The organism is Algoriphagus mannitolivorans DSM 15301, assembly GCF_000429425.1.
Classification (GTDB): domain Bacteria; phylum Bacteroidota; class Bacteroidia; order Cytophagales; family Cyclobacteriaceae; genus Algoriphagus; species Algoriphagus mannitolivorans.
Window position 1 is genome coordinate 210,050 of record NZ_AUBV01000006.1, and the last position, 23,887, is coordinate 233,936.

The following is a 23,887-nucleotide window of genomic DNA, read 5'->3' on the forward strand; positions in this document are numbered from 1 at the left end:
TTGGTTGAGGATTCCTTTAGTGGCTTTTCTTGAATAGTGTCTCCAAAGACTTCCGTTCCATCAAGCCAATCCCAATAACGAATACCAAGGCCAAAAGATTTTTCAAGATGAAATCTCCAAATTGAGATTCTATGCTCCCATAGAAACCTAAGTAACTCAAGGCAAATCCCAAAGCCAAAATCAGGATTCCTTTGCCTGTCTGATAGGGGATTGGGTAGAATTTTTGCCCGTAGTAATAACAAATGGAAGTCATCACCAAGTAGCATCCCAGAGTACTGAGTGCCCCTCCCATATATCCCCAAATTGGCACCAAAAACCAAATGATCGCAATGCTGACTAAAGCGCCCACCAAGGTGATCCAAAAGCTGTAGTTCGTTTGGTCAGTAACCTTAAACCAGATGGATAGATTAAAATAAACCCCCAGCAATAAATAACCCAGGAGCAAAACGGGGACGATATAAAAACCTTCAGTATAAACTGCGCCTTTGAGAAACATCGGACCAATCCAAGACAGATTCACGGAAATCGCAACCATCAGGATGGAGCAAAATATCAAAAAGGCATGCATTACTCGGGCATAGAGCTCTGGAGAACCTTTGTCAGAAGATTGCCTAAAGAAAAATGGTTCAGCGGCATATTTGAATGCCTGAATGACCAAATTCATCAAAATGGCCAATTTGAAATTCGCTCCGAAAACCCCCGCAGCCTCCCTGCTGCTAAGCCCGGGGTAGTAATTTTCCGGAAGCACATATTCGAAGAGCAATCTGGATACCAGCTCATTGGTGACTCCTGCCAAACCCATAAAGAGAAGCGGCAAAGAGTAATTCCACATGGGGCGGAGGATGGATTGTTCCACTCCAAAACCAAAAAAACCGGCTCTCCACCAGACAAATGGGATAATCAGACCATTGGCCAAAAGGTTGGAAAGTAGAATGTATTCCACGCCCCAATCGGGATTGAGTCCAAAGGATTCGAGGCTGATGTTTTCGGATTGTGGAAGCCAGACTATGAAAAGGAGATTGAAAAAGACATTGAGCAGGATGTTGATCAATTTCGCTCCTGCAAAATCCAAAGCCTTGTTGTCTAGTCTTAGTTTAGCGAAAGGAATCGCCAGAATTGCATCAAAGGAAAGGATCAGAGCGGTCCATCGAAATAAATAGGCTCTTCCGGGATAATCCATTAAATCGGCCAGCAATGGTGCCGACAAAAAAACCACAGACCCCAGCCCTAGCGTGGAAAGTATCAGAAGCGATTGGGTGCTTCTGTAGACAGTTTTGGGATCGAGATTTTTTCCGGTGGAAAATCGGAAAAAAGCCGTTTCCATTCCATAAGTGAATACAATATTCAGAAATCCGATCAAGGCATAGGTGCCCGTAAAAGCCCCCAAAGCCTCTGTATCCAGGTAGGCTGTGTAGACGATGATCAGCAAAAAATTGATAGACCGACCCAGAATACTGCTTAGACCATAAATGGCCGTCTGACCGGCGAGTTTTTTCAGATTGCTCATGGAATAGGGAAGAGCTTATTCTCCCTTGAAAACTGGCTTTCTTTTTTCCAAAAATGCAGAAGTCCCTTCTTTGTAGTCGCCTGATTTCACACATCGGGCAAAGCAATTAGCTTCTGTTTGATAGCCATCTTCAGGAAGAAAGACTGCATTCACACAATCTACGATCATGCCAATCGCCAGTGGAGCCTTGGACATAATTTTGCCAATAACCTCTTCCGCTTTGGCAATAGCTTCTTCTTTGGTAGGAAGCACATAATTCACCAAACCTAATGACTTGGCTTCTTCTGCCCCGATCATGTCTCCGGTCATCATCAGTTCATTGGCTTTGCCTTTTCCGATCAGGATTGTCAGACGCTGGGTTCCACCATACCCTGGGATGATTCCCAAGTTGACCTCAGGTTGGCCAAATTTGGCATTGGCAGAGGCAATTCTCATGTGACAAGCCATGGCAAGTTCACATCCGCCTCCCAAGGCAAATCCGTTGGTGACTGCAATGACGGGTTTGTGGCAATTTTCGATCATGGCAAAAATCTCCTGTCCGTTTTCTGCAAATTTTCGGGCATTCACTTCGTTCAGCTCGGCGATTTCACTGATGTCTGCACCGGCCACAAAGGCCTTTTCGCCTGCTCCGGTGATGATCACTGCTTTGATCTCCCGGCTGTCAATGATCTCCTCAAAAACCATTTTTAGCTCTTCTAAGGTCTGAAAATTCAGCGCATTGAGCTTTTCTTCACGATTAAGGGTGAGGTAAAGAACTCCGTTTTTTACTTCGGTCAGGATATTTGCTAGTTCTGCCATAAATCCAAAAGATGTGGGAAACAAATATACAGGTAGGGGATACAATGCCAAACCTAATAACTTAGAATTATCCAAATTCAATTTACTTTTTGGATTTTTCTATAGAAGATTTAAGAAAGAAATCGCTAGAATCCTCAATTTCAATCAAGTCAAAAAGGCATTTTTGTTTACTTTTGCCTGAGTCAAAATTTAACTAAAAAAACTATTTATATGTCCTCCAAAACAAAAATTACAGTTGCCTATGGTGACGGTATCGGTCCTGAGATCATGAAGGCCACATTGGCGATTCTGGAAGCAGCCGGAGCCCAACTGGAATATGATGTAATCGAAATTGGCGAGCAGGTTTACCTCAAAGGGATCAGCTCTGGGATGGAGCCTAAATCTTTTGATTCCTTGAGAGAAACCAAGGTATTTTTGAAATCTCCGATTACCACTCCTCAAGGTGGAGGATTTAAATCTTTGAATGTAACCACAAGAAAGTCATTCGGGCTTTTTGCCAACGTACGTCCTTGTAAGGCTTATTCTCCTTTTATCAAGACTCATTTCCCAAAAACTGATCTGGTGATTATCCGGGAAAATGAAGAGGATTTGTATGCGGGTATTGAGCACAGACAGACTAATGAAGTGTATCAGTGCCTAAAGCTGATCTCTCAGCCAGGGTCTGAGAAGATCATCCGTTATGCATTTGAATACGCCAAAAAATATGGTCGCAAGAAGGTGACTTGTATGACCAAGGACAACATCATGAAGTTGGCGGATGGCTTATTCCACAAGACATTTGATGAAATCGCCAAGGAGTATCCAGAGATTGAAGCCGATCACAAAATCATCGATATCGGGACGGCTTTGATTGCAGAGCGACCTGAAATTTTTGACGTGATTGTGACTTTGAACCTCTACGGTGATATCATTTCTGACGTAGCGGCACAGGTTACCGGTTCTGTAGGACTAGGTGGATCTGCCAATGTGGGTGAGGAAGTTGCCATGTTTGAAGCCATTCATGGTTCTGCACCTGATATTGCAGGAATGGGAATCGCCAACCCTTCAGGCTTGCTCAATGGTGCCATCATGATGTTGGTGCATATTGGCCAGCCGGAAATTGCTGAAAAAATTGCCAATGCTTGGATGAAAACTTTGGAAGATGGAATCCATACCGGAGACATCTATCAGGAAGGCTTGTCCACCAAAAAAGCAGGAACTCAGGAATTTGCGGATGCGGTCATCGAAAGATTGGGGCAAAAGCCGGCTAAAATGACTCCAGCTTCTTTTGATAAGGAGGATACTAAGCCTATGCAAATCAAATTGAGACCTCAGTCTGTTCCAAAGAAAGAGTTGATTGGGGTGGATGTATTTATTGATTGGAATGAAGCTGGAAGAGATCCAAACGTGATTGGAGAAAAGCTTAGAAAAGCTAATGCCAACGGACTTCAGCTGCACCTGATCACCAACAGAGGAGTGAAGGTGTTTCCAGAGGGCATGAAAGAGACATTCTGCACAGATCACTGGAGATGCAGATTCAAAACTGCCGACGGAGGAGCGATCTCTCACGGACAAGTTTTGGATCTTCTTAAGCAGATTGGAGATCTGGGCTTTGACTTTATCAAAACTGAGCACCTATATACCTTTGACGGAGTCAGAGGCTATTCTTTGGCACAAGGAGAATAAATTGAAGATTTGAAAATCGAAATTTGAGATTGGGTTGCTTTTGTAAAGAAGAGCAGCCCTTTCTTTTTAATAGGCCTTGTACTTTCTACTTTGTACGTAGTACTTTGTACATCCATGCAAAAGCGAGTCCTCATCATCACCTATTATTGGCCACCCAGTGGAGGTTCCGGTGTTCAGCGTTGGCTGAAGTTTGCCAAATATTTGCCGGAAGCAGGGTGGGAACCAGTGATTTTTACTCCCGAAAATCCGGATTTTGACCTCAAAGATGAAAGTCTGGAAAAAGAAATTCCTCACCTATTAGAGGTGATCAAATTTCCGATTTGGGAGCCCTATCAGCTTTTTTCCAAAGTGAAAAGAAAGTCCAAAACTCATCCGGGACGGCTGCTGGAACAGAAAGAAAAAGGCTTGTTGGAAAAGGCCGCTATTTGGATTCGGGCCAATCTTTTGGTGCCAGATCCTAGGGTTTTTTGGGTGAAACCTTCAGTGAAATATTTGACTGAATTAGCGGAGCAAGGCCAGTTTCATGCGATAATAACCACAGGTCCCCCGCATAGTATGCATCTGATCGGTTTGGAATTGAAGCGAAAAACAGGGGTCACTTGGATAGCTGATTTTAGGGATCCTTGGTCTCAATGGGAATTTTTGGATACGCTGCCGATGAGTGCGAGGATCAGAAAGAAGCATTCCCAATTGGAAATGGCTGTGTTGAATACTGCCGATGCTGTGATGACTATTTCACCCACCTTTCAAAGAGATTTGGAAAAGTTGGCTCAGCGGAAGATTAAACTTCTCACGAATGGATTTGATCCTTCGGATATTCCTTTAGGATTTTCTCCGAAAAAGAAAAAGGCAGGGGAGCTTCATTTGGTTTATTCCGGGGTAATTGATTCCATCCGTAATCCCATTCCATTGCTAAAGGCCATGAAAGAGGAGTTTACCAATACTCAGGAAGAGGTGCGTCTGACTTTTGTTGGGAAGGTTTCTGAGCAGGTCAGGGAATTTGTAAAGGACGATGATTGGTTGGTTGAACGGGTAAATTTCCCCGGATATGTCAGTCATGGAGAGGTTTTTTGGTTTTATGCTCAGGCAGATGTTTTGGTCTTGATACTGACAGATACCAAAAATGCCCAAGGAAATATTCCCGGGAAGATTTTTGAATACATGGCGACCGGAGTGCCGATTTTGGCTTTGGGAGATCCCAAAGGAGACTCTGCCCAGATTATTCAACAGTCGGAGGCGGGGAAAGTGATCCGACATGAGGATTTTGTGGGAATTCAGGTTGCCCTTAGGGAGCTCATGAGTTCTCAGCCCGAAATCAAAGAAGCCTCAAACTTGGATCAATTTTCAAGGAGATCGCTTACGCTGGATTTAGCCAAAATTCTGGATGAAAATACCCTTTCTTGATCTAAGCAGAATGGAAGTGAGGCTCAGAGACAGGTTGAAAGACCGGTTTTCTGAAGTGCTGGAAGCTGGGATTTTTTCCGGAGGAAAAGAGGTGGATTACTTTGAAAAATCTGTTTCAAAGTACCTGAATTCTCCATTTTCCATTGCCTGTGCCAATGGAACGGATGCATTGGAATTAGCGCTCCGTGCTTTGGAGATTGGTCCGGGAGATGAGGTAATTGTACCTGCGATGACTTGGGTATCTACCGCTGAAGCAGTGGTCTTCGTAGGGGCTAAGCCAATCTTTTGGGATACAAATGAAAATGGCTTACTCAAAGAGGATTGGGAAAAGGCAGTCACAGCCAAAACCAAGGCAGTAATCCCAGTTCATCTGTATGGGAAAATGGTGGACATGAAGCCCTTGATGGAAAAAGCCAAAAACCTCCAACTTTTTGTGATCGAAGATGCCGCTCAAGCATTTGGTGCGTTTCAAAATGGTAAGGCCGCAGGTACCTGGGGAAATGTGGGATGTCTGAGTTTTTATCCTACCAAAAATCTCGGGGCTCTAGGTGAGGCGGGAATGTGTTTGACTACCGATCCCGATGTTGCTCAAAGAATCAGACTTTTCGGCAATCATGGTCAGCCTTTGAGAGATCAGCACGAGTTGGTCGGAAGAAACAGCCGAATTGATACCCTGCAAGCTGCTTTTTTGAATGTGATGCTGGAGAATTTTGAGGGTAATCAGGCCAAGAGAAAATCTATCGCCAAAAGGTATTTGGAAGCTTTTGCCGGGATAGCTGAATTGACTTTGCCCGAAAGTACCTTGGAGGAGGATCATAATGCCCATTTGTTTGTAGTCCAAACGGACCGAAGAGACAAATTGAGGACATTTTTGGGAAACCATGGAATTGGGACTGCTATTCATTATCCGAGAATTATTCCAGACCTGATACCCTTTGCTTCAGAGGGAAGTTTTGATAATGCCAGAAAGCTGAGCCTTGAAGGACTTTCGATTCCTTTGAATCCATTTTTGAAGGCTGAGGAAATCGAGTATATCATTCAAAAAATCAGGACATTTTTTAAAGCTTAAAGGAAGAGCAGGTCCTTTTGTAATATTTTCCTATTTTCCCTCATGACCTTCAGCCAAGAGCCGTTATTTATTGCAGGAACTTTATGCGTATCAGTTTTTTTCGCCCAGTGGCTGACCCGTCTTTCTTGGGGTAAAACTGTAGGAACTCCCATTTTGGTGATTGTACTATGCGCACTTTTGTCAAATCTGGGAATTATCCCCAGTGCCATGGAAGGAAGTCCAGTTTATGATGGAGTATTCCTGTATTTGGCGCCTCTGGGGATTTTTATCGCCTTGTTGGAAGTGGATTTGAAAAGTTTGAAAAATGCAGGTTTACCACTACTCGGGATGTTTTTGTTGGGTTCGGCGGCGACAGTTGTTGGGGTACTTACTTCTTGGTATTTGGTGAATCCGGAGGTGAAAATCGGAGAACTTGCACCAGCAGTAGCGGGCATGTTTACGGGAACTTATATCGGCGGTTCGATCAACTTCAATGCGGTGGCACTCCACTACAAGGTAAATGAGGCAGGTAATCTTTTTGCAGCCACGACTGTGGTGGATAATCTGATCGGTACGCCCTGGATTATTGCTACGTTGATTTTGCCCAAATACCTGCAGAAGCTTTTCCCCCGAAAGAAACTTGCTTCGGCCCAAAGCGGTGAAAAAATCCAGGCCATCGAGTATATTTCCATCTCTTCCTTGGCTTCGATTTTGGCCCTAGGCTTGTTGGGAATGGCGATAAGCAAAGTCTTGGTGGGGTGGTTTCCCCAAGTACCGGAAATCATTTTTCTGACCACTTTGGCCTTGGTTTTGGCTCAGTTTTCATCTGTGAAGCAGTTGTACGGAAAACATACCCTAGGCTTTTTCTTTATTCTGGTTTTCTTGGCAGTTATCGGAACCCTATGTGATTTTGGGGCATTGGCCGACACTGGGGAATTGGCGCTTACCTTGATGCTGTTTGTGGGTTTATTGGTGTTGGTTCACGGGGTGGTTTTGTTTGGAGTAGGAGCCTTGCTGAAGATGGATTGGGATGTGATTGCTGTAGCCTCGCAGGCGAATGTAGGTGGGAATACGACCGCTTTAGCGGCAGCGGAGAGTCTAAATCGGCCCGATTTATTGATTCCGGGGGTGCTGGTGGGAAGTTTGGGGAATGCGCTCGGTACGTATGTTGGATTTGCGGTGGCAGGGATGCTTTGAGTATCAAGAATCAAGAATCAAGAAAATAGACTTTAGACACAAGATCTGAGGTAGTAAACTTCTTTATTCGGCGTTTATCATTCGATGTTCGATATTGATTCGAATACAGAAAAAACTAAGAATTATTAAAGGATTAGAATTTCGAATGCCGAACGCTGAATGTCGAATATCGAAGTAAACTGGAGGCGACAAAGGCAAAAGAATTATTATCCAATAACCTATAATAGAATCAAGAAAATAGACTTTAGACACAAGATCTGAGGAGGTAAACTTCTTTATTCGGCGTTTATCTTTCGAGGTTCGATATTGATTCGAATACGGAAAAAACTAAGAATTATTGATTGAAATAAATTTCAAATGTCGAACGCTGAATGTCGAATATCGAAGTAAACTGGAGGCGACAAAGGCATTAGATTCAATAACCAATAACGTAATAACTCTATTCCCCACTAACCCAAAATACCATGGAAACCAGCGTTCTTACTGAGCTATTTCTGCCTTTGGCATTAGGCATCATCATGTTTGGCATGGGATTAAGTCTCAGGATGGATGACTTTAAGCGGATTTTGATTTATCCCAAAGCAGTTTCGTTAGGGCTTTTCAATCAGCTTGTTTTGCTGCCCTTCTTGGCATTTTTGATTGCGAATTTGCTTCAGCTTTCACCCGAACTTGCGGTGGGATTGATGATTTTGGCCGCCTGTCCCGGCGGAGCTACTTCCAACCTGATTACGCATCTAGCTAAAGGCGATTCCGCGCTTTCGATTACGCTGACCGCTTTTTCATCCTTGATTACAGTATTGACTATTCCGTTTATTGTCAATTTTTCAATTGGTTATTTTATTCCCGGTGGGGAAGAGCAGCAGCTGGAGGTTTTGGGGACAGTGGTTGCTGTTTTGGCCATTACGATCATTCCGGTGGCCATCGGGATGCTGGTGTTAAAAAAGTCCCCCGAACTCGCCCATAGGATGGATAAGCCTTTTCGGAAGATTTCCGCAGTATTTTTTATCATCATTGTTTTGGCGGCAATCCTCAAGGAAAAAAGCAACCTGGTTCAGTTCTTTATCGAGGCGGGTCCGGCATCTCTTGCTTTGAACCTTGCTACACTTGGGCTTGGTTTTGGATTAGCTAAATTCGCCAGATTAGATTTCAAACAAAGTCTGACGATCGCCATCGAATCAGGGATTCAGAATGGCACCTTGGGCATTACGATTGCTGCAACATTGATGGTAAATTCTGTGATGGCAATTCCTTCGGCGATTTACAGCCTGATTATGTTTGGCACGGCAGCATTGGTGATTTTCTGGGGAAATCAGAAAAAGTAAAGCTCAGCTTTCATAGATTTTCTTAAGTCTGGCCGTTTCTTCGGCGGCCTCTTGAATGACCCGCGGAAATAGAAAAATGGAAATCCAGCAAATCAACAAGGCCGCAATCGTGATCCAAGCCATGATGCCTTGAAAATTAAATTCAGTCGGAATTTCGGGTCCCATTAAGAATCTAAGCCCTTGAGTGGATACATGTATCGCCAATTGAAACCCAGTGAATATGCTTAAGCCTTGTTTAAAGGTTGCGTAGTTCTTGTAATTTCTCCCTGTCCGGTGATAGTAAATGATGAAAAAAACTACCGAAATCATCAGCCCGATTACCGCCCAACCGGGTGCGGTAAGACGCTCTCCCAAGAGGGTGAAATTTTGGCTGATCCATTGAAAGCTCCAAGCCAGTAGTATAAGATAAACTACGCGATAGGAAGTCAATAAAGTTCTCAAACTTGCCCAATATCGCCTCCAGAACCTCTTCCGGATATTTTCCCGATAAGAGTCCGCCAAGTCCGCAAAGCCAAAAACCCCAAATTCTGAATGGGATTTTCGAAAAGCTTCATCTAAAGTAAGCTTTGGGTTTTCATCCAACAGCACTTCAATTCGGCATGCTACATGATCTAGAATTTCATATTGGACATCGATTTCCTCATAACCTTTGTAGGAAATCAATTTCTTCAAGGTGCTGACCTGATCGTGAGAAAGCTTCATTGCCATTGGACATTTTTAAACTTCCGGAATAGGTTGGCATAGCCTGAACAGAGGATAAAGGAAAAGCAGGCCGTCATAAAAAATAGTAGCTTTTGATGGGAAGCCCCAGTCCAAGCTAACCACTCCAATCGGAGAAAAAACTGAGAAAAAGAGGCGATCAGGAATAAAACATTCGCTGCGGTCAGTACTTGAGAATTGCTGAGGTATTTGTTTTTCCAGAGTCCCAAAATGAACCCTCCATAACAGGCAATCAAGAAGGCAGTTTTGAGTGCTTTCTCGGCAGTTTCAGGAGTGTAGGTAGAAAACAGATTGATAAAGGAGCCAATGATTAAAGTCATTCCGACGGTTTTGACCATGATTCTCAGGTTGCCCAAATTGCCCAAAAACTCTTTGAGAAAGTTCAAGTGGGCCTGAATCAAAAGACTTCGCTGAAACTTACTGGGATTGATCTCTTCCAAAGACTTTTGAAGTAAGCTTTCAAATTCTTCTTCATCCTTGATTTCCGCTTCGATTTTGCAGGCGATATGGTCGGTTAGCTCGGCCCGGATGTCGGTGTAGTAGACTTGAATTGAGCTGATTTCTCTCCGGATTTTATCCAATTGAGTAGATGAAAGTGTCCTCATATCAAGGCAGTTTTGGATTTGATTTTCCAGGCTTCATAAGCTGTAATAGCATGAATATAAATGATAAAACAAAAGCCAATGGATAGATAATTCACCAATTCATCAGAGACCAATTGATCCACTTTGAGTATTCTAGGAACATTGAGGCATATATTGTAAAAATGAAAAGGCAAAGTCAGGTATGTGATAAAATACGAACTGTAAAGCGAGTTAATTTTGAGACCAGAATCCTTGAATGTGGATTTAATGGGCTTTAGCTTTTGATGAGTTCTAAACAAAACCATAGCCAGAAACCCTGTTAGGTAAATCAGAGGTACAGAGAAAAGGATAGCCAATTGTAATTTACTGGTGAGAAGATTGATCAATAGAGTGATTCCGCCGATTAGTAATAGGGTAATGAAAAACTTTGGCCAAGAGAAATAACTTTTGATCAGATTCCACTGGATTTTCCTTACCGTTTTATTCAAATTTTTTCTGAGGTTGTCTTGAAGCTTTGCACAATACCCCTTTGACCATTTTAAGTTCAGCGAATTCAATTGAACTTCAAATTGCTCTTCGGGAAAGCTTTCCAAATGACTTAAAAAGTGATCATATACTTCCATCAGAAGTTCGGCAGAGTTTATCCCCTTTTCGGATATAGCCAATTGGACAAGTTTGAGTTCTTGTTCGGATAGCTTTCTCATCAGTCAAATGTTAAAATTTCTTCAGGAGTAAGAATGATCATCGATGTTGTTACAAACAGCTCAATAATTTTTGGCAGATTTTTTCTGAAATAGGATCTCAATTCTCTGATTTTCATATTTCCCAATTTGACTAGAATAAGTTTACGGGGATTTCTGCCTTGAAGGAAAGAATGGTAGAAATCGAAATCTTTCGTGACCAAAATTGCTTCTTGATCTAAGGTAAACCGGATAATTTCAGAATCTTTGGATGCATTCCCTTTAGGAAGTGATTCAGTCGTAAACACGACAAATTCAAAAAGTTCCTCTGCTAATGAAGGAGGAATATTTGCATCCAAAAGAAACTTCATGCTGCCGGAATCTTAAACTCCTGATGATTGATCGCCTTGGAGGCATATGCCAAGCAAGCCAAAATATCCTCCTTGGTCAATTCTTTGAACTCTTCCAAGATTTCATCAACGCTATTCCCACCAGCTAAATATTCCAGAATTGAACTCACCAATATTCTTGTTCCTCTTATGGAGGGCTTTCCATGAACGATTTCGGGATCCAGGGTAATTCTATTCAACAAATTTTCCATGATCTTAAACTTTAAAGTGAAAACTCGGGCTTCAATCCCGGATTGATAATGCGTTGCATGCTTTCTACAAATGACTGAAGCTCGGCCAGCTTAGAACTAACTTCCTTATGCCCGTCCTTGGTCAGGCTGTAGTATTTCCGCACCCGATTGTCCACTTGCTGGATTTCGGTGGTGAGGAGTCCCTCGGCTTCCAGCTTGTGCAGGGCAGGGTAGAGGGCTCCCTCGGTGATTTTGATCTCGCCGGCGGTGAGTTCCTTCACTTTTTGGGTGATTTCGTAGCCATACATCTTTTCATTTTCCTCTAATAGTTTGAGGATAATAGTTTGAAGGCTTCCTTTGATCAGCGCGTTGCTCGACATGGTGTTAAGTTTGAGTTCGAATATATCAAAATCTTATATACCTAAGAAACTGAGGTATATTATTTTTTTAGAAAAATTTGCTGCTTGCCTCCATGATTTCTATCCGAAAAGCCCATTCATCTGACCTTGCTGATTTACTCCACATGGCCCGAACTGCCTTTTTGCAAGCATTTACTGCGGGAAATAAGCCTGAAAATATCACTGCCTATTTGAATGAGGCATTTACTTTAGCCCAGTTTGAAAAAGAAATTGCTCATCCGGCTTCTACTTTTTTTATCGCTGAGCTCGAGGGAGAAATCATCGCTTACACCAAAGTGAATCAGGTGCCAGCTCAGACGGACATACATGATCCGGAAAGTCTGGAGATTGCCAGATTGTATGTCTTGGAGGAGCATTTGGGAAGTGGATTGGGGAAAAAACTATTGGATACCGCCATTGAGTTTGCAAAGCAAAATCAGAAAAAATACCTCTGGTTGGGTGTCTGGGAGCATAATGCTCGGGCCATTCGATTCTATGAAAAAAATGGCCTCCGAATTTTCGGAAGCCATCCTTTTCCTTTTGGCGATGAGATTCAGACGGATTATTTGATGAGAATGGATTTTTAGCGCTACCCAAGTCAAAATTGATCCCGGAAATCTACCCTGGGTTGAATTAGCCTAGCTGACCTCTTTTTGCCATTCTTTTCATCTTTTTATTGGCATAAATAGCGACTTCTACTCTTCGGTTTTGAGCTCTTCCGGCCTCTGTTTCATTGCTGGCTATCGGCAAAGATTCACCATGACCCAAACTGCTGATTCTGGCTGTCGCTACTCCGAGATTCCCAAGATAGTTTTGTACGGCATAAGCTCTGTCGCGGGAAAGGGATAGGTTGTAGCTTTCCTCTCCAACCGAATCAGTATGCCCTTCCACAAGAATATTGGTGTCTTCATACTTCTTCAGGGTGCTTGCCAGATTTTCAAGGTTGGATCTGGAAGCCGAGTTAAGCGAAGCCTGGTCAAAGCCAAAAAGTAATCCTGAGTCAAAGGTGATTTTGATCCCTTCTCCCACACGTTCTACCTTAGCGCCTTTGAGATCTCTTCTCAGCTCTTCGGCCTGCTTATCCATCTGATTTCCAATAATGGCTCCTGCAGTACCTCCTATGGCAGCTCCAATCAGCACTCCAGTGGCGGTATTTTTTTTACCCGCAATCACTCCTCCCAAAACACCACCTGCAGAACCACCAATGACAGCACCTTTGGCGGCATTACTAGTTTTGCAAGAAGGCGTTCCTGCCAAAACTCCGATTAATCCAAGTCCGAGTAAAATTCTATTTTTAGTGTTCATAGCTTGACTAGTTTTTCGAGGATAATTTTGCAAAGGAGATACCAATCGGTAAATAGAATGATCAGCTGTGAGTTTGGTGACTTCTTTATCTCTTTGGTTATAAAAAAATTGAATGAATAAGCCTGAAAACGAACCGCTAAAGCTATTTTCTTATTTTGGAATCGATCTGGCTACACTTATCGGTGGGCCTGCCGCTGGGGCTATAGCGATGTGGGAAAATCTCAACATCTTGGGGCAGAAAAGCCTCGGAAAGACCATTCTCTTGGGAGGGGTACTTCTGCAGTTAGGTCTTTTTGGATATCTTATTTCACTTCCGGAAGAACATCTTGATCAGATTCCCACTTTTTTAATCCCAATTTTGAGTTCCGTTTTGGTTCATCTTGTGGCCTATGTTTTGATGAATCGTGAGCTGGAATTTCATAAGGCTGCGGGAAGTCCCAAGAAAAGCAATTGGAGGGCTGCGGGTTTAGGCTTACTTACGGGCTTGGCTACTTTCCTCCTGTTTTTTCTGATTCTATTTGCGGGTGATTTGATGAGTACCAATACCCAGCTCAATGACTTTTATGAGCAATTTGAGCAGAATGAAACAGAAGCTTTGGATTTTTACCGAAGGCTGGAAATAGACAATGATCAAGTGCTTTCAGAATTTGTCAAGGTCGTTTATCTGCCTAAGTGGGAGGAAAATCTAAGACTGATCCAAAAAGCCAGAAGGAAAAATTCCGATTATCCAGAGCTACTGGAAGAGCTGAAAATCTTGGAGATCTATGTGAACAAACGAATTGAAATCGGAGGGATTTTCTTGGAAGGGGTGGTGAATGGTGAGGATTATTTTCCCGCAATGGATTATGCACATGCTCAGTTGGACTCGCTGAGAAATGCAAATAATCGATAGCTGTTTTTCCACCAATGAATGGCCCAAGTGCAGGAACTTGGGTAGTTTTGGAAAAAAAATACTCATGCGCGTATTCTTTCTGATCGGATTTCTATGGATTGGGCTTTTCGGAGAGGGTTTTTCCCAAGAAAAAGATCCCATCGTTATTTTAATTTCTCTGGACGGTTTTCGTCATGATTATGTGGAAAGGTTTCAGCCTGAAAACCTAAGCAGGTTTATATCCAATGGTACAGCAGCCAAAGGGCTGATTCCGTCTTTTCCAAGTAAGACATTCCCCAACCACTATACTATTGCCACAGGAATGCTTCCCGAGCACCATGGATTAGTGGACAATTCTTTCTACGAGCCTGAAAAAGAACTGGTGTACACCATGTCCAATCGGGATATAGTTCAGGATGGCTATTGGTATGGAGGAACCCCGTTATGGGTTTTGGCGGAGCAGAATGGGCTGAAAGCAGTCAGTTTTTTCTTTGTGGGTTCTGAGGCGCCTGTGCAGGGGATTCGCCCAAGTGAATACTTTGACTACGATGAGAAAATTCCAAATTTGACCCGAATTTCCAAAGTTTTTGAGTGGCTTCAGCTACCGGATTCAGAAAGACCAAGGTTCATCTCTCTGTATTTTTCGGATATGGATGATATCGGACATGCTTATGGGCCGAGTAATGACGAGAAGCTAAGGCCCGTAATTACCAAGCTGGATCATGAGTTGGGGGCCTTGTTTGAGGGGATAAAGAGTTTTGATCTGCCGGTTCACATTATCTTAGTTTCAGACCATGGCATGACCGATGTGCCTAAGGAAAACTTAATCAATCTGGATGATTTAATGGAAGGAATCCAAGCCCGGGTCGTCAATGACGGGGCCTTGGCCCATGTGTATCTGGAGGATAAAAAAATGAAAAAGAAGGCCATTAAGTTAATTCAGTCCCGAAGCTCACGGATTACGCTGGATGACTTGGAGTCCAATGAAAACTACACGGATACCAGCCTTTTTCCCCAGCGCATAGGGGATTTTCTGATTTTGCCGGAATTGGGCTATTATCTGGCAGATAATCGGGGAATGATGCGTTATCAAAACCGCTCGGCAATGATCAAAACCGAGGTATTTGGGGAGCATGGGTTTAGTCCTAAGTATCAGGATTTGTGGGGGATTTTCTATGCAAACGGACCGATGATCAAATCAGGGTTTCAAATTGAGCCCTTTCAGAATATTCATATTTATCCCTTGGTATGCAAAATCCTGGGATTGCCAATTCCTGAAGGAATAGATGGAAATCCTTCTGTACTTGCACCGGTTCTGAAGGATTAATGATGGAAAGGGCCGAGATCAAAAGCAGAAGGGAAGTAGATTTTTTGGTGCGGGAATTTTATTCTCAGGTTCGAAAGCACGAGCTTTTGGGCCCTGTTTTTAATGCAATTGTCCAAGATTGGGAGCATCATTTAGAGCACCTATCTGATTTTTGGGAGATGATCCTTTTGCAAACTGGTCCTGGAAGAGGAAAATTTAACCCAACACAAGTCCACCGGGAAGTGGACCGTCAAATGGATCATTCCATCACCCAAGTACATTTTGGAAATTGGTTGGAGCTTTGGTTTTCGACGGTTGACAGGTTTTTTGAAGGGGAAATTGCGGAGTTTGCCAAAGAACACGCCCGGAGAATGGCGCACATGCTTTTTATGAGAATTTGGGAATCCAGGCCAACCCAGTAGGAAAGATTCTCCCCGTAAAGTAATTCTGACAAAGAATCATTCCTGATTTGTATTCAGAATCAGTAACTTGTGGTAAGCGCCAATTTTATTGGTGGATTTCTTTACCAACCAAGAAATGCCATGTCAGCAAAAAAAACACACTTTCTAGTCATTCTTTTTTTTCTATTTTCCACAACCCTGAGTTTTTCTCAGGAAAAGGAGAAGGTTCAGCTTTTTGATTCCGAAGAGCCTTTTTACATGAATATGGCCTTGTCGATTAAGGAATTGAGATCCAAAACGAATGATTCCACTTTTATGCCTCAGGAAATTCAGGTGAAAAATGAAGCAGGGCAATGGGAAGCGCTGCCGTTTGAAATCAGAACCCGGGGGAATTTTCGCTTGGATAATTGCTTCTATCCGCCGACTAGAATCCGCATGGATAAGGATGACGCAAAGGGAACCATGTTTCAAGGATACCGGCGATTGAAGCTGGTAATGCCTTGCTCAAGGGCGAAATCCTCTGAAAGCTTGGTGGGTAAGGAATTTTTAGCCTATAAACTTTACGAAGTGGTGACCAAATATACCTTTCATACCAGACTTATCCAGTTGACATTTACCAATTTGGATGACCGGAAGCAGGAGCCTGTTGAGATGCTCGGATTTGTGATTGAGGATGATGATGATGCCGCGCAGCGGTTTGAAGGGGAAATGATGGATGGCAAAAAGATAACGCCGCAAATCATGGAAGATACGGCGACAGTTGTTCATGATTTTTTTCAGATGATGATTGGAAATACCGACTGGTCGGGGCTTTATCAACATAATCAGAAAGTGATGAAGTTGGACTCCAAGACGGTGGTTCCCTTTGCCTATGATTTCGATATGACAGGATTAGTCAATCCGCCTTATGCTCAGGTGAATTCCAATATTTCGATCACCAAAGTCACCGAAAGACTATATAGAGGTTTTTGTAGGGAACAGGCAATCTTTGACTATGCCCGGAAGCTTTTCTTGGAAAAAGAAGGAGAAATGATGAGCCTAATTGATACTTATTCATCGCTTTATTCGGATGCGGATGCCAAATCCATGAGGAATTACATCGCTGAATTTTATTCCCTGTTGAAATCTGATAAAATGTTTCAGGCAAAAATTGTGGAATCCTGCAGGAAGCCGGATGGAACCTACGACTTTTAATCCCGGTGCTTGGCAATAGGTTTTTGCATTTATTGCAAAAATCAAAACACATCCAACCCATTTTCTTGAATTTCAATTAAATGAATTAGCCCTTTGAGCAAATATCAAAGGGCTTTTTTTGTGCCCAAAGCTAAATTTCGCAAGTAGCTCCTAGCGGAGTTGGCAAAATTTAAGGGTGATTTTTTGTAAATGATTTTTCAATCTTAATCCCCAGGCAACGGAGTAAAATCCTTGATCTTAAAATTTTTAGAAACTTATTTTTTCATCTCCTTTCCTTGTGGCCAACTACTAATTGATTTTTATAATCTTATTCGAGGAAATGTAGCCAAAACACTTTTTTTGATCATTAAACTCAAAATAGTGTCTATATTTAGCAAGCTCCTTAATTTTCTTAAGTCTGCTCTCATGTCTGAAAGTAGCTTTTTAAAAACATGAAAAAAATAAAACTTTTACTGGTAAGTGCCGGTAGTTTGGTTGCGCAGAATTTGATTGAAATAATCCAGCACTCGAGAGGGGCTTTCCATTTAGTAGGTACTAACAGTTTGGATGACTTTCATACATTGAAGGAATTAGACCAGTTTATTAAAAGTCCTTTGACAATTTCTTCAGATTTCTTTTCATTTTTAAAAAGTACAATAGATAATGAACTGCCAGATTTAGTAATTCCATGCAGGGATGAAGATGCGGTAGTCTTGGCTAGATTAGCGGAGATAAACCCCGGTCTCAGTTCAAAGATTTCATTGACTAATTCTCAATTGGCGGAGAATTTTTTTGATAAATATCTCAGCTATAAAATGTGTAAGGAATTGGGATTGCCCTTTGCTTATACCAGATTAGCCAAAGAATATGAATCAAATGGGATTCTTGAAACTCCATTTATTCTAAAACCTAAAAAGGGGTTTGCATCAAAAGGTGTCAGGCTTATCGTAAATCCAGCCCAAATAGATGCATTAAACGGCTCATTGGAAAATTTTATTGTTCAAGAAAGACTTGGAGAAGATCTGGAAATGCAAACACGAATTTCCGAATTCGACACCATAGGCTATCCTCTACATTTTTCATTTGAAGAAAATAAATACTCAATTCAAATTTATTCAGCTTCCGAATTGTCAAATAGTGCCTATTTCATCGGGAAGCATTTTATGAAAAACGGAATCAGCTATCAGGTAGAAAGATGGCAGGATGAGAGGTTGGAACTTATCGCCAGACTTTCTCTGGAAAAGTTTCATAAACTTGGCTTAAGAGGTCCATTAAACCTCCAGTTGCAGCGAAGTAAGGATGGAGACTTCAAGATCTTTGAATTTAATTGCCGATTTACTGGAGCGACATCTTCTAGGTTCCTTTTAGGATTTAATGAGTTGGATTTGCTTCTCAAGGATCATTTGGGAGTATCTGTTTTTCAAGATTCAAAAACAGAATTTTCTAAAGCCAGAAAAGTCATACAAACCATTGGAGCAAACTGAATATGAATAAGCAACTCGTAAAAAAAATCTTGGAAGAGAACGGTGTCTTAATCCTTAAAGAAAAATTCACACTTGACGATTTTGAACAATTTTCCAATGATATCGGGGGAGATTTTATCCAAAAGGAGGAGAAGCATACAGTCATAGGCGGAAATAGCGGAAGGTCCATGGTGGGTGAGAATAAATCTGTTTTTACGGCAACTGGACTGAAGTCTGGTCATGAAGTCCCGCTGCATGGTGAATTATATTTTCAGAATATCAATCCTCCGGACCTTTTGTGGTTTTTTTGTGAGCAACCTGGAGATCGGTCTGACTCGACATGGTATTGTGATGGCGTTACGCTTTTTGAAAGTTTGAGCCCTGAAACTCAAACTTATTTGGTTTCAAATAACCTGGCTACTTATCATAGATATCACCCTTTGGAAGTTTGGCAAAATATTTATGGAATCACTGACCCCGCAGAATTGGAGATAGTTTTATCAAAAAATCGGGTTCGGATGAAATATCAACCAGAAGATGGGGCTATATGGACGGCATTTGATTCCCCAATCTTGCAGAAAAAGGGATCGACTTGGGCTTTTATCAATAATATCCTTCCCTTTGGAGTCCGGGAGATTTTTTATCCCGATCAAACCAAATCATTTGTGGAGTTTGGAAAGGATATTGAGCACAAAAAATCGATGATTTTGGAGATTAAAGAGGTGGCAGATCAGCTGACCAAGGAGATTCATTGGGAAAAAGGTATGCTCGCGATTATTGACAATAAAAGAACTCTTCACGGGCGAGGTCAGGTCTCCAATTTTGAACGAAAAGTATTTGTAAGAATGTCTTATTGGAGTTAATCAGGATTTCTTCCGAAGTATTTTTTTTCCCAAATAACCTAAGAAGCGAATAAACTGGATTGGATTTCGATGAATGTCTCTGAATTGGTACCAACTTGACCAAAGCAATTCCCGGTGACGACTTTTTGACAACTTATTGACGTGATAGCTTTTTTCGTTGGTTCTATAAAAAGAGGATGGAGCGGACCAATGAATAATACCTCCCTTTTTCTTGAAAAAAGAGAATAATAATAAGTCCAGAATAGGGCCTTTGAGTGCAGCATTTGAAGTTAAAAATTCTGATAGATTGTTTCGAAACACCCAGTTTGAAACATGACCTAAGTAACTGACTTTAGTAAGGGCTGCTTTAGGATAAAAAGTGAATTCTTCATCAGGAGTTTCTGAAGAACTCAATTTTTGGTTTAATCTGGGACCATCGAGAAATTCACTGCTGCAAAGAAATGCTTCAGGATTCTTCTCGAGCATTTCCACCTGCTTCTGGAGCTTATCTAATCTGACCCAGCAATCATCTCCGTCCAGCATGGCAATGTATTTTCCTTGAGCTGCTCGGAAGTTTTCCAGATAGTTTATCCGACCTGATTTTCTCCCTAGCAGGGGGATTTTATCTTGGTCTTTTCTCAAAAAAATCCGGATTTTGTCTGGATATTTCGCGGCATATTCCTGACAGATGACCCGAGTCCCATCAGTACTGTCATCTTCGCCCAGAATGATTTCAAAATCAAAGTTAGTATTCTGTGCAAGAACGCTATCCAGACATTGTTCAATGAATGATTTGTGCTGAAAAGTAGGGATGCAAACAGAAACTAAGGGCTGCTTCATGATTTGAAATTACTTTTTATTTCTGGAATTGGCTTTCGAATACTATTTCTTAGAAAAACGGGCTTCAGAATCCTGAATAAATATTCGGCAATATTTATTAGTTTGTGAGACTAATTTCACAAAGAGAATTCTTTCAATTATTGAGGCCTAATTATTTTCCATTTCATGACCCTAAAATTTTTAAAACCACTCGGAGTAGTCTATTTGCTGATGGCCTTTGTTGCCGCGTTTTTGCTGGAATTTAATAAAATCACCACTACTCCGGTCCTCGTTGGGGTTGCTGTGATTTTGGGGTATTTTGTTTTTCGATCGCTTCGGGTTTTCCCTTTGCATTCCAACCCAAAATGGGTGGGTTGGGCTATTTTGGGAGGTGTTTCAGGGATGCTCATCATCCAGTTTTTGCTGGTTTGGGGAGTAGTCGCCACCACCGTTCCATTACTACTTTTTACAGGGCTTTTGTTTTTTCTATGGTATTTGGAGTATACCTATTCCGCTGAGCGAGATTTAGGTTTCTTCTTGGTAGTTCTTTTTGTTGTTACAGGCTTGTTGAATGCTTCTTTTTAAGGCAGTCGATAGTCTCCTTTAGTTTTAATCCCCTGCATTCCAATACGCCATCCGTTCCAGCTTTTCTACTTCGATGGAGTAGAAGCCGAATTCTTCGACGACCTTTCCTTCGATCCGGTAGATCGCTCGGCCTTTGAAAGGATACTTTTTGACCACGGGAGGGAAGTGTACCGTGTCGATCCAGTCCCCGTCCCGGTCCAGAAAGGTGCCGAAGTTCATTACATCTCCCTTAACCGTGCGTGTGTACTTTACGGTAACCAGATACCCTAGAATCGTCACCTGTTTGCCCAAGTATTGAGTCATTTCCCGGGCTTTGATCCCTTGGATACTTTGGTCTTTGACCAGGTGAAAAGGGGAATCTAGCGGAAACTCCAAGATATCGATCTGATCCAAAATCTCCTGCCGGATATCGGTCTCGTCCAGATCAGGAACTTCCGGAGGCTTTTTGCCAAAGCTGATCTCCCCGGTTCGGAATAGCTCATGGGTATGAACCAAGGTACTTCGTTTGTTTTGGAGAAAATGTGCCTCCCAAAGGAGTTCCTGCTTGGTCTTACCTGTAAAGCGGAAACAGGTCATCCGAATCAGAATCAGCAGCTGCTCCAAGCCGATTTCCACCCGGGAGACAAAGTCCGCCAAACCCAGAAAAGGCCCATTTACTCTCCGCTCGGAAAGCAGCTTTTCCACGGTAGCCTTTTCCAGATATTTCATATGGATAAAGCCCAGGAAAACGGTCTTTCCGGTGATTCGGGTTAGGTATTCGCTTTCATTCAGATGGGGAGCTTGGATAGCAGCTCCGTTCATCCGGAGTTCGTGAACGTAGAATTCGGTATGATAAAAACCCCCGAAATTGTTGATCACTCCGACCATAAATTCCAGCGGGAAGTAGGCCTTCAGGTACAAGCTTTGGTAGCTTTCCACGGCAAAGGAAGCGGAGTGTCCCTTGGCAAAAGAGTAGCCCGCAAAGCTCTCGATCTGATGCCAGACTTCTTTGGCGACCTGATCTTCCCGGCCCAGCTTTTTGCAGTTTTCAAAGAACTTATCCTTCACCCGCTGGAATTCATCTTTGGATCTCGACTTCCCGCTCATACCTCTTCTCAGCACGTCGGCCTCAGCCAGACTGAGCCCGGCAAAGTAGTGGGCCACCTTGATCACATCCTCTTGATAAACCATGATTCCATAGGTCTCGGGCATGATGTCCCACATGACCGGATGGGCTTGTTTGCGACGCTCCTCGCTGATATGGCGTAGGATGTATTCCCGCATCATTCCGGATCGCGCCACTCCGGGCCGGATGATCGAGCTGGCCGCAACGAGCTCCAGATAGGTATCGGCTTTCATCTTCGCCAAAAGCATCCGCATGGCGGGTGACTCCACATAGAATGCCCCAATGGTATGGCCGGTGCGGAGATGTTCCTTGATCTTGGGGTCTTTTTTGAATTGCTCCACAGCCCGGATATCCACTTTTACGCCTTGGTTTTGGTAGATAATCTCCAGACTGGATTTGATATGGCCTAAGCCGCGCTGACTCAGGATGTCAAATTTGTGCAAGCCAATATCTTCTGCAATATGCATGTCTATATGCGCAAGCGGGAAGCCTTTTGGGGGCATATCCGTCGCGGTGTAGTAGTGGATGGGTTTGTGGGAAATCAAGATTCCACAGGCATGGATAGTCAGGTGGGAAGGCATGTCGTGGAGGACCTGAGAGTATTTGATGATCAGCTTACCAAATTGATCCGGTTCGTAGCCTTCTTTGTCGGCATGGTGGATGAGTGATTCGATGTCGGTCTTCGGCAGGCCAAAGACTTTGCCCAGTTCCCGGAGCATGGAGTTGTACTGAAAGGTGCTATACGAACCCAAGAGAGCCACATGCTCTTCCTTGGCAGTGTTGTATTTTCGAAAAATATAATCTGTGACCTCATCCCGATCCGTCCAGCTGAAGTCGATGTCGAAGTCGGGGGGATTTTCCCGATAGAGATTGATAAAGCGCTCAAAGTACAAGTCCAGCTCAATGGGATCCACGTCGGTTATCCCCAGGCAATAGGCCACGATACTATTCGCGCCGGACCCTCGTCCCACATGGTAGAAGTTGCGCTGCTGCGCAAAGGTGATGATGTCGTAGTTGATCAGGAAGTAAGAGACAAAGCCTTTTTGTTGGATGAGTTCGAGCTCTTTTTCGATCCGCTGACTGATCTGTGGACTTAGCTCGGGATAGCGTCGGATGGCTCCTTTGAAAGTCTCCTGACGGAGAAAGTCAAAATCCTCCCAGTCCGAACCCAGAATATCCCGGCGGTTTTTGACTACCTGGAAGTAGAAGGAAAACTGGCATTGCTCAAGGAGCTTTTGGGCATTGACGAGCAGGTAGCTGTGATTTTCGCAGCGGGCGATCAGGTCAGCATAGGAGTAGAGCTGGTCTGTGGAATCGGCCTGCTCCTCGACAGGAAGCTTGCTCAGCAGGGTGTTCAGATCCATGCTGCGCAATAGGCGATGGGCATTGAATTCCAGCTTCGAGCTGAAGGTCGCTGGCTGCAAGAGGACGAGCTTTTCCTTTCTCCGGAACCAAGGCGAAGTCAGCAGCTTGTTGAGTTGGGCAGGATGTACGCCGATGTATTCATTTTCCCGTAGGGGAAAAGTCTTTTCCGAAAAAGGATAAATCACAAAGCTGTTTTCAAACTTGGGTGCCTTGGCTTTGAACTCCCGCTTGTGGACCAGATGCTCGGAGAGATGCTTGTTGAGTTCGAAAAAGCCCTCCTGATTCCGAGCCAGTCCGATGTACTGTTGCTGGACGCCGTTGCGGAAGTCTATGCCGATCACGGGATGGATACCTACTTTTTGTGCTTCCCGGATAAAGGGGAAAACCCCTGCGGTACAGTTGATGTCCGTGAGGGCAAGGGCATCGAGTTTTTTGCCCTTCGCCTCAGCGATCAGCGCTTCCACAGACATCGTCCCGTATTTGAAGCTGAAGTGAGAATGGCAGTTGATGAACATTTTTGATTTACGAATGACGAGTTACGAAATACGGTGTGGTGGACACCTTTGAGGATTTTTGGAACCTCGAAGGTTTGGGATGGCCTAATCCGAGAGCTTAGCTTTACCGAACTTTTCCAAAGTTTCAAACTTTGGAAAAGTTGATTTCAATAAGCCAAATGTTAATTATTTTAACATTTATGTGTTTATAATGTAAACAAAAAGTGGGTTCTCAGATCAAGAACCAGGAGAATT

The 23,887-nt window shown here is 43.0% G+C and carries 24 protein-coding genes; 13 read left to right on the forward strand and 11 right to left on the reverse strand.

Translation table 11 applies throughout. The annotated features are described in order from the left end of the window. Positions 1 to 16: 16 nt before the first annotated feature. Together G458_RS0107590 and G458_RS0107595 are read right to left on the reverse strand one after the other, a co-directional pair. Positions 17 to 1,507, reverse strand: coding sequence for a polysaccharide biosynthesis C-terminal domain-containing protein (locus tag G458_RS0107590; protein ID WP_026951373.1), 1,491 nt, complete (start codon positions 1,505 to 1,507; stop codon positions 17 to 19). 15 nt (positions 1,508 to 1,522) lie between these two features. Further along, entirely contained in the window at positions 1,523 to 2,305 is a 783-nt protein-coding gene (locus G458_RS0107595; RefSeq protein WP_026951374.1) for an enoyl-CoA hydratase/isomerase family protein, read from the reverse strand. A gap of 210 nt (positions 2,306 to 2,515) precedes the next feature. Here G458_RS0107595 and G458_RS0107605 point away from each other — a divergent pair, with 210 nt between their 5' ends. The 5 genes from G458_RS0107605 to G458_RS0107625 all read left to right on the forward strand — a co-directional run bounded on the left by G458_RS0107605 (position 2,516) and on the right by G458_RS0107625 (position 8,941). Further along, entirely contained in the window at positions 2,516 to 3,970 is a 1,455-nt protein-coding gene (locus G458_RS0107605; protein WP_026951375.1) for an NADP-dependent isocitrate dehydrogenase, read from the forward strand. 114 nt (positions 3,971 to 4,084) lie between these two features. Further along, entirely contained in the window at positions 4,085 to 5,374 is a 1,290-nt protein-coding gene (locus tag G458_RS0107610) for a glycosyltransferase family 4 protein (protein ID WP_026951376.1), read from the forward strand. Then, positions 5,355 to 6,443 (forward strand): DegT/DnrJ/EryC1/StrS family aminotransferase, encoded by a 1,089-nt coding sequence (locus tag G458_RS0107615; protein WP_026951377.1) that lies wholly within the window; start codon positions 5,355 to 5,357, stop codon positions 6,441 to 6,443. Before G458_RS0107610 ends, G458_RS0107615 begins: the two co-directional genes overlap by 20 nt. A 42-nt stretch (positions 6,444 to 6,485) precedes the next feature. Next, positions 6,486 to 7,619: a DUF819 family protein gene (locus tag G458_RS0107620; protein WP_026951378.1), complete on the forward strand. Its 1,134-nt coding sequence runs from the start codon at positions 6,486 to 6,488 to the stop codon at positions 7,617 to 7,619. Between the two features lie 464 nt (positions 7,620 to 8,083). Next, complete coding sequence (locus G458_RS0107625) at positions 8,084 to 8,941, forward strand: bile acid:sodium symporter family protein (protein WP_026951379.1); 858 nt, start codon at positions 8,084 to 8,086, stop codon at positions 8,939 to 8,941. A 3-nt stretch (positions 8,942 to 8,944) separates the two neighbouring features. Here the strand turns inward: G458_RS0107625 and G458_RS0107630 are convergent, their stop codons facing one another. From G458_RS0107630 to G458_RS0107655, 6 genes are read right to left on the reverse strand one after another with little or no spacing between them, the layout of a single operon-like run. Beyond that, positions 8,945 to 9,649 (reverse strand): hypothetical protein, encoded by a 705-nt coding sequence (locus tag G458_RS0107630; RefSeq protein WP_211234624.1) that lies wholly within the window; start codon positions 9,647 to 9,649, stop codon positions 8,945 to 8,947. Continuing rightward, positions 9,640 to 10,266 carry a hypothetical protein gene (locus tag G458_RS0107635; RefSeq protein ID WP_026951381.1) on the reverse strand — a complete coding sequence of 209 codons (627 nt, stop codon included), beginning with the start codon at positions 10,264 to 10,266 and terminating at the stop codon, positions 9,640 to 9,642. Before G458_RS0107635 ends, G458_RS0107630 begins: the two co-directional genes overlap by 10 nt. Beyond that, a complete protein-coding gene (locus G458_RS0107640; RefSeq protein ID WP_026951382.1) occupies positions 10,263 to 10,949 on the reverse strand; it encodes a hypothetical protein in 687 nt (228 codons plus the stop codon). Before G458_RS0107640 ends, G458_RS0107635 begins: the two co-directional genes overlap by 4 nt. Further along, complete coding sequence (locus G458_RS0107645) at positions 10,949 to 11,296, reverse strand: DUF5615 family PIN-like protein (protein WP_026951383.1); 348 nt, start codon at positions 11,294 to 11,296, stop codon at positions 10,949 to 10,951. Before G458_RS0107645 ends, G458_RS0107640 begins: the two co-directional genes overlap by 1 nt. Continuing rightward, entirely contained in the window at positions 11,293 to 11,526 is a 234-nt protein-coding gene (locus tag G458_RS0107650; protein WP_026951384.1) for a DUF433 domain-containing protein, read from the reverse strand. Before G458_RS0107650 ends, G458_RS0107645 begins: the two co-directional genes overlap by 4 nt. An 11-nt stretch (positions 11,527 to 11,537) precedes the next feature. Further along, positions 11,538 to 11,885, reverse strand: coding sequence for a PadR family transcriptional regulator (locus tag G458_RS0107655; RefSeq protein WP_026951385.1), 348 nt, complete (start codon positions 11,883 to 11,885; stop codon positions 11,538 to 11,540). A gap of 92 nt (positions 11,886 to 11,977) precedes the next feature. Between G458_RS0107655 and G458_RS0107660 the strand changes: the two genes are divergently transcribed. Then, on the forward strand, positions 11,978 to 12,490 hold the full coding sequence (locus tag G458_RS0107660; RefSeq protein WP_035467889.1) for a GNAT family N-acetyltransferase: 513 nt from the start codon (positions 11,978 to 11,980) through the stop codon (positions 12,488 to 12,490). Positions 12,491 to 12,536: 46 nt separating this feature from the next. Here G458_RS0107660 and G458_RS0107665 read toward each other — a convergent pair whose 3' ends face one another. After that, positions 12,537 to 13,208, reverse strand: coding sequence for an OmpA family protein (locus G458_RS0107665; protein WP_026951387.1), 672 nt, complete (start codon positions 13,206 to 13,208; stop codon positions 12,537 to 12,539). A 112-nt stretch (positions 13,209 to 13,320) separates the two neighbouring features. Between G458_RS0107665 and G458_RS21385 the strand changes: the two genes are divergently transcribed. The 6 genes from G458_RS21385 (at position 13,321) to G458_RS0107695 (ending at position 19,285) form a co-directional block, all read left to right on the forward strand. Beyond that, the gene (locus tag G458_RS21385; RefSeq protein WP_051287117.1) at positions 13,321 to 14,100 is read left to right on the forward strand and encodes a hypothetical protein; all 780 of its coding nucleotides are present in this window, start codon (positions 13,321 to 13,323) and stop codon (positions 14,098 to 14,100) included. 64 nt (positions 14,101 to 14,164) lie between these two features. After that, positions 14,165 to 15,406 carry an alkaline phosphatase family protein gene (locus G458_RS0107675; RefSeq protein WP_035467890.1) on the forward strand — a complete coding sequence of 414 codons (1,242 nt, stop codon included), beginning with the start codon at positions 14,165 to 14,167 and terminating at the stop codon, positions 15,404 to 15,406. A 2-nt stretch (positions 15,407 to 15,408) separates the two neighbouring features. After that, a complete protein-coding gene (locus G458_RS0107680; RefSeq protein ID WP_026951389.1) occupies positions 15,409 to 15,807 on the forward strand; it encodes a group III truncated hemoglobin in 399 nt (132 codons plus the stop codon). 120 nt (positions 15,808 to 15,927) lie between these two features. After that, the gene (locus G458_RS20390) at positions 15,928 to 16,980 is read left to right on the forward strand and encodes a hypothetical protein (RefSeq protein WP_157359724.1); all 1,053 of its coding nucleotides are present in this window, start codon (positions 15,928 to 15,930) and stop codon (positions 16,978 to 16,980) included. A gap of 431 nt (positions 16,981 to 17,411) precedes the next feature. Continuing rightward, positions 17,412 to 18,443, forward strand: a complete 1,032-nt coding sequence (locus G458_RS0107690; RefSeq protein ID WP_026951390.1) for an ATP-grasp domain-containing protein — start codon at positions 17,412 to 17,414, stop codon at positions 18,441 to 18,443. Positions 18,444 to 18,445: 2 nt separating this feature from the next. Then, positions 18,446 to 19,285, forward strand: a complete 840-nt coding sequence (locus tag G458_RS0107695) for a TauD/TfdA family dioxygenase (RefSeq protein WP_026951391.1) — start codon at positions 18,446 to 18,448, stop codon at positions 19,283 to 19,285. Here G458_RS0107695 and G458_RS21390 read toward each other — a convergent pair whose 3' ends face one another. After that, complete coding sequence (locus G458_RS21390) at positions 19,286 to 20,104, reverse strand: glycosyltransferase family 2 protein (protein WP_051287120.1); 819 nt, start codon at positions 20,102 to 20,104, stop codon at positions 19,286 to 19,288. It abuts the gene before it with no gap. A 165-nt stretch (positions 20,105 to 20,269) separates the two neighbouring features. On the opposite strand from G458_RS21390, the gene G458_RS0107705 reads away from it, so the two are divergent. Next, a complete protein-coding gene (locus G458_RS0107705) occupies positions 20,270 to 20,668 on the forward strand; it encodes a hypothetical protein (protein ID WP_026951392.1) in 399 nt (132 codons plus the stop codon). 24 nt (positions 20,669 to 20,692) lie between these two features. On the opposite strand, the gene G458_RS0107710 is transcribed toward G458_RS0107705, so the two are convergent. After that, positions 20,693 to 23,653: a DNA polymerase III subunit alpha gene (locus G458_RS0107710; RefSeq protein ID WP_026951393.1), complete on the reverse strand. Its 2,961-nt coding sequence runs from the start codon at positions 23,651 to 23,653 to the stop codon at positions 20,693 to 20,695. Positions 23,654 to 23,887 lie beyond the last annotated feature (234 nt).

What these genes read in the sequence shown, in the direction of transcription:
- G458_RS21390 (WP_051287120.1), bottom strand. Translation starts at nt 20,104, where the DNA reads ATGAAGCAGCCCTTAGTTTCTGTTTGCATCCCTACTTTTCAGCACAAA.
- G458_RS0107695 (WP_026951391.1), top strand. Translation starts at nt 18,446, where the DNA reads ATGAATAAGCAACTCGTAAAAAAAATCTTGGAAGAGAACGGTGTCTTA.
- G458_RS0107680 (WP_026951389.1), top strand. Translation starts at nt 15,409, where the DNA reads ATGGAAAGGGCCGAGATCAAAAGCAGAAGGGAAGTAGATTTTTTGGTG.
- G458_RS0107660 (WP_035467889.1), top strand. Translation starts at nt 11,978, where the DNA reads ATGATTTCTATCCGAAAAGCCCATTCATCTGACCTTGCTGATTTACTC.
- G458_RS0107640 (WP_026951382.1), bottom strand. Translation starts at nt 10,949, where the DNA reads ATGAGAAAGCTATCCGAACAAGAACTCAAACTTGTCCAATTGGCTATA.
- G458_RS0107655 (WP_026951385.1), bottom strand. Translation starts at nt 11,885, where the DNA reads ATGTCGAGCAACGCGCTGATCAAAGGAAGCCTTCAAACTATTATCCTC.
- G458_RS0107630 (WP_211234624.1), bottom strand. Translation starts at nt 9,649, where the DNA reads ATGGCAATGAAGCTTTCTCACGATCAGGTCAGCACCTTGAAGAAATTG.
- G458_RS0107690 (WP_026951390.1), top strand. Translation starts at nt 17,412, where the DNA reads ATGAAAAAAATAAAACTTTTACTGGTAAGTGCCGGTAGTTTGGTTGCG.
- G458_RS0107610 (WP_026951376.1), top strand. Translation starts at nt 4,085, where the DNA reads ATGCAAAAGCGAGTCCTCATCATCACCTATTATTGGCCACCCAGTGGA.
- G458_RS0107710 (WP_026951393.1), bottom strand. Translation starts at nt 23,653, where the DNA reads ATGTTCATCAACTGCCATTCTCACTTCAGCTTCAAATACGGGACGATG.
- G458_RS0107605 (WP_026951375.1), top strand. Translation starts at nt 2,516, where the DNA reads ATGTCCTCCAAAACAAAAATTACAGTTGCCTATGGTGACGGTATCGGT.
- G458_RS0107620 (WP_026951378.1), top strand. Translation starts at nt 6,486, where the DNA reads ATGACCTTCAGCCAAGAGCCGTTATTTATTGCAGGAACTTTATGCGTA.
- G458_RS0107675 (WP_035467890.1), top strand. Translation starts at nt 14,165, where the DNA reads ATGCGCGTATTCTTTCTGATCGGATTTCTATGGATTGGGCTTTTCGGA.
- G458_RS0107590 (WP_026951373.1), bottom strand. Translation starts at nt 1,507, where the DNA reads ATGAGCAATCTGAAAAAACTCGCCGGTCAGACGGCCATTTATGGTCTA.
- G458_RS20390 (WP_157359724.1), top strand. Translation starts at nt 15,928, where the DNA reads ATGTCAGCAAAAAAAACACACTTTCTAGTCATTCTTTTTTTTCTATTT.
- G458_RS21385 (WP_051287117.1), top strand. Translation starts at nt 13,321, where the DNA reads ATGAATAAGCCTGAAAACGAACCGCTAAAGCTATTTTCTTATTTTGGA.
- G458_RS0107595 (WP_026951374.1), bottom strand. Translation starts at nt 2,305, where the DNA reads ATGGCAGAACTAGCAAATATCCTGACCGAAGTAAAAAACGGAGTTCTT.
- G458_RS0107625 (WP_026951379.1), top strand. Translation starts at nt 8,084, where the DNA reads ATGGAAACCAGCGTTCTTACTGAGCTATTTCTGCCTTTGGCATTAGGC.
- G458_RS0107665 (WP_026951387.1), bottom strand. Translation starts at nt 13,208, where the DNA reads ATGAACACTAAAAATAGAATTTTACTCGGACTTGGATTAATCGGAGTT.
- G458_RS0107615 (WP_026951377.1), top strand. Translation starts at nt 5,355, where the DNA reads ATGAAAATACCCTTTCTTGATCTAAGCAGAATGGAAGTGAGGCTCAGA.
- G458_RS0107635 (WP_026951381.1), bottom strand. Translation starts at nt 10,266, where the DNA reads ATGAGGACACTTTCATCTACTCAATTGGATAAAATCCGGAGAGAAATC.
- G458_RS0107645 (WP_026951383.1), bottom strand. Translation starts at nt 11,296, where the DNA reads ATGAAGTTTCTTTTGGATGCAAATATTCCTCCTTCATTAGCAGAGGAA.
- G458_RS0107650 (WP_026951384.1), bottom strand. Translation starts at nt 11,526, where the DNA reads ATGGAAAATTTGTTGAATAGAATTACCCTGGATCCCGAAATCGTTCAT.
- G458_RS0107705 (WP_026951392.1), top strand. Translation starts at nt 20,270, where the DNA reads ATGACCCTAAAATTTTTAAAACCACTCGGAGTAGTCTATTTGCTGATG.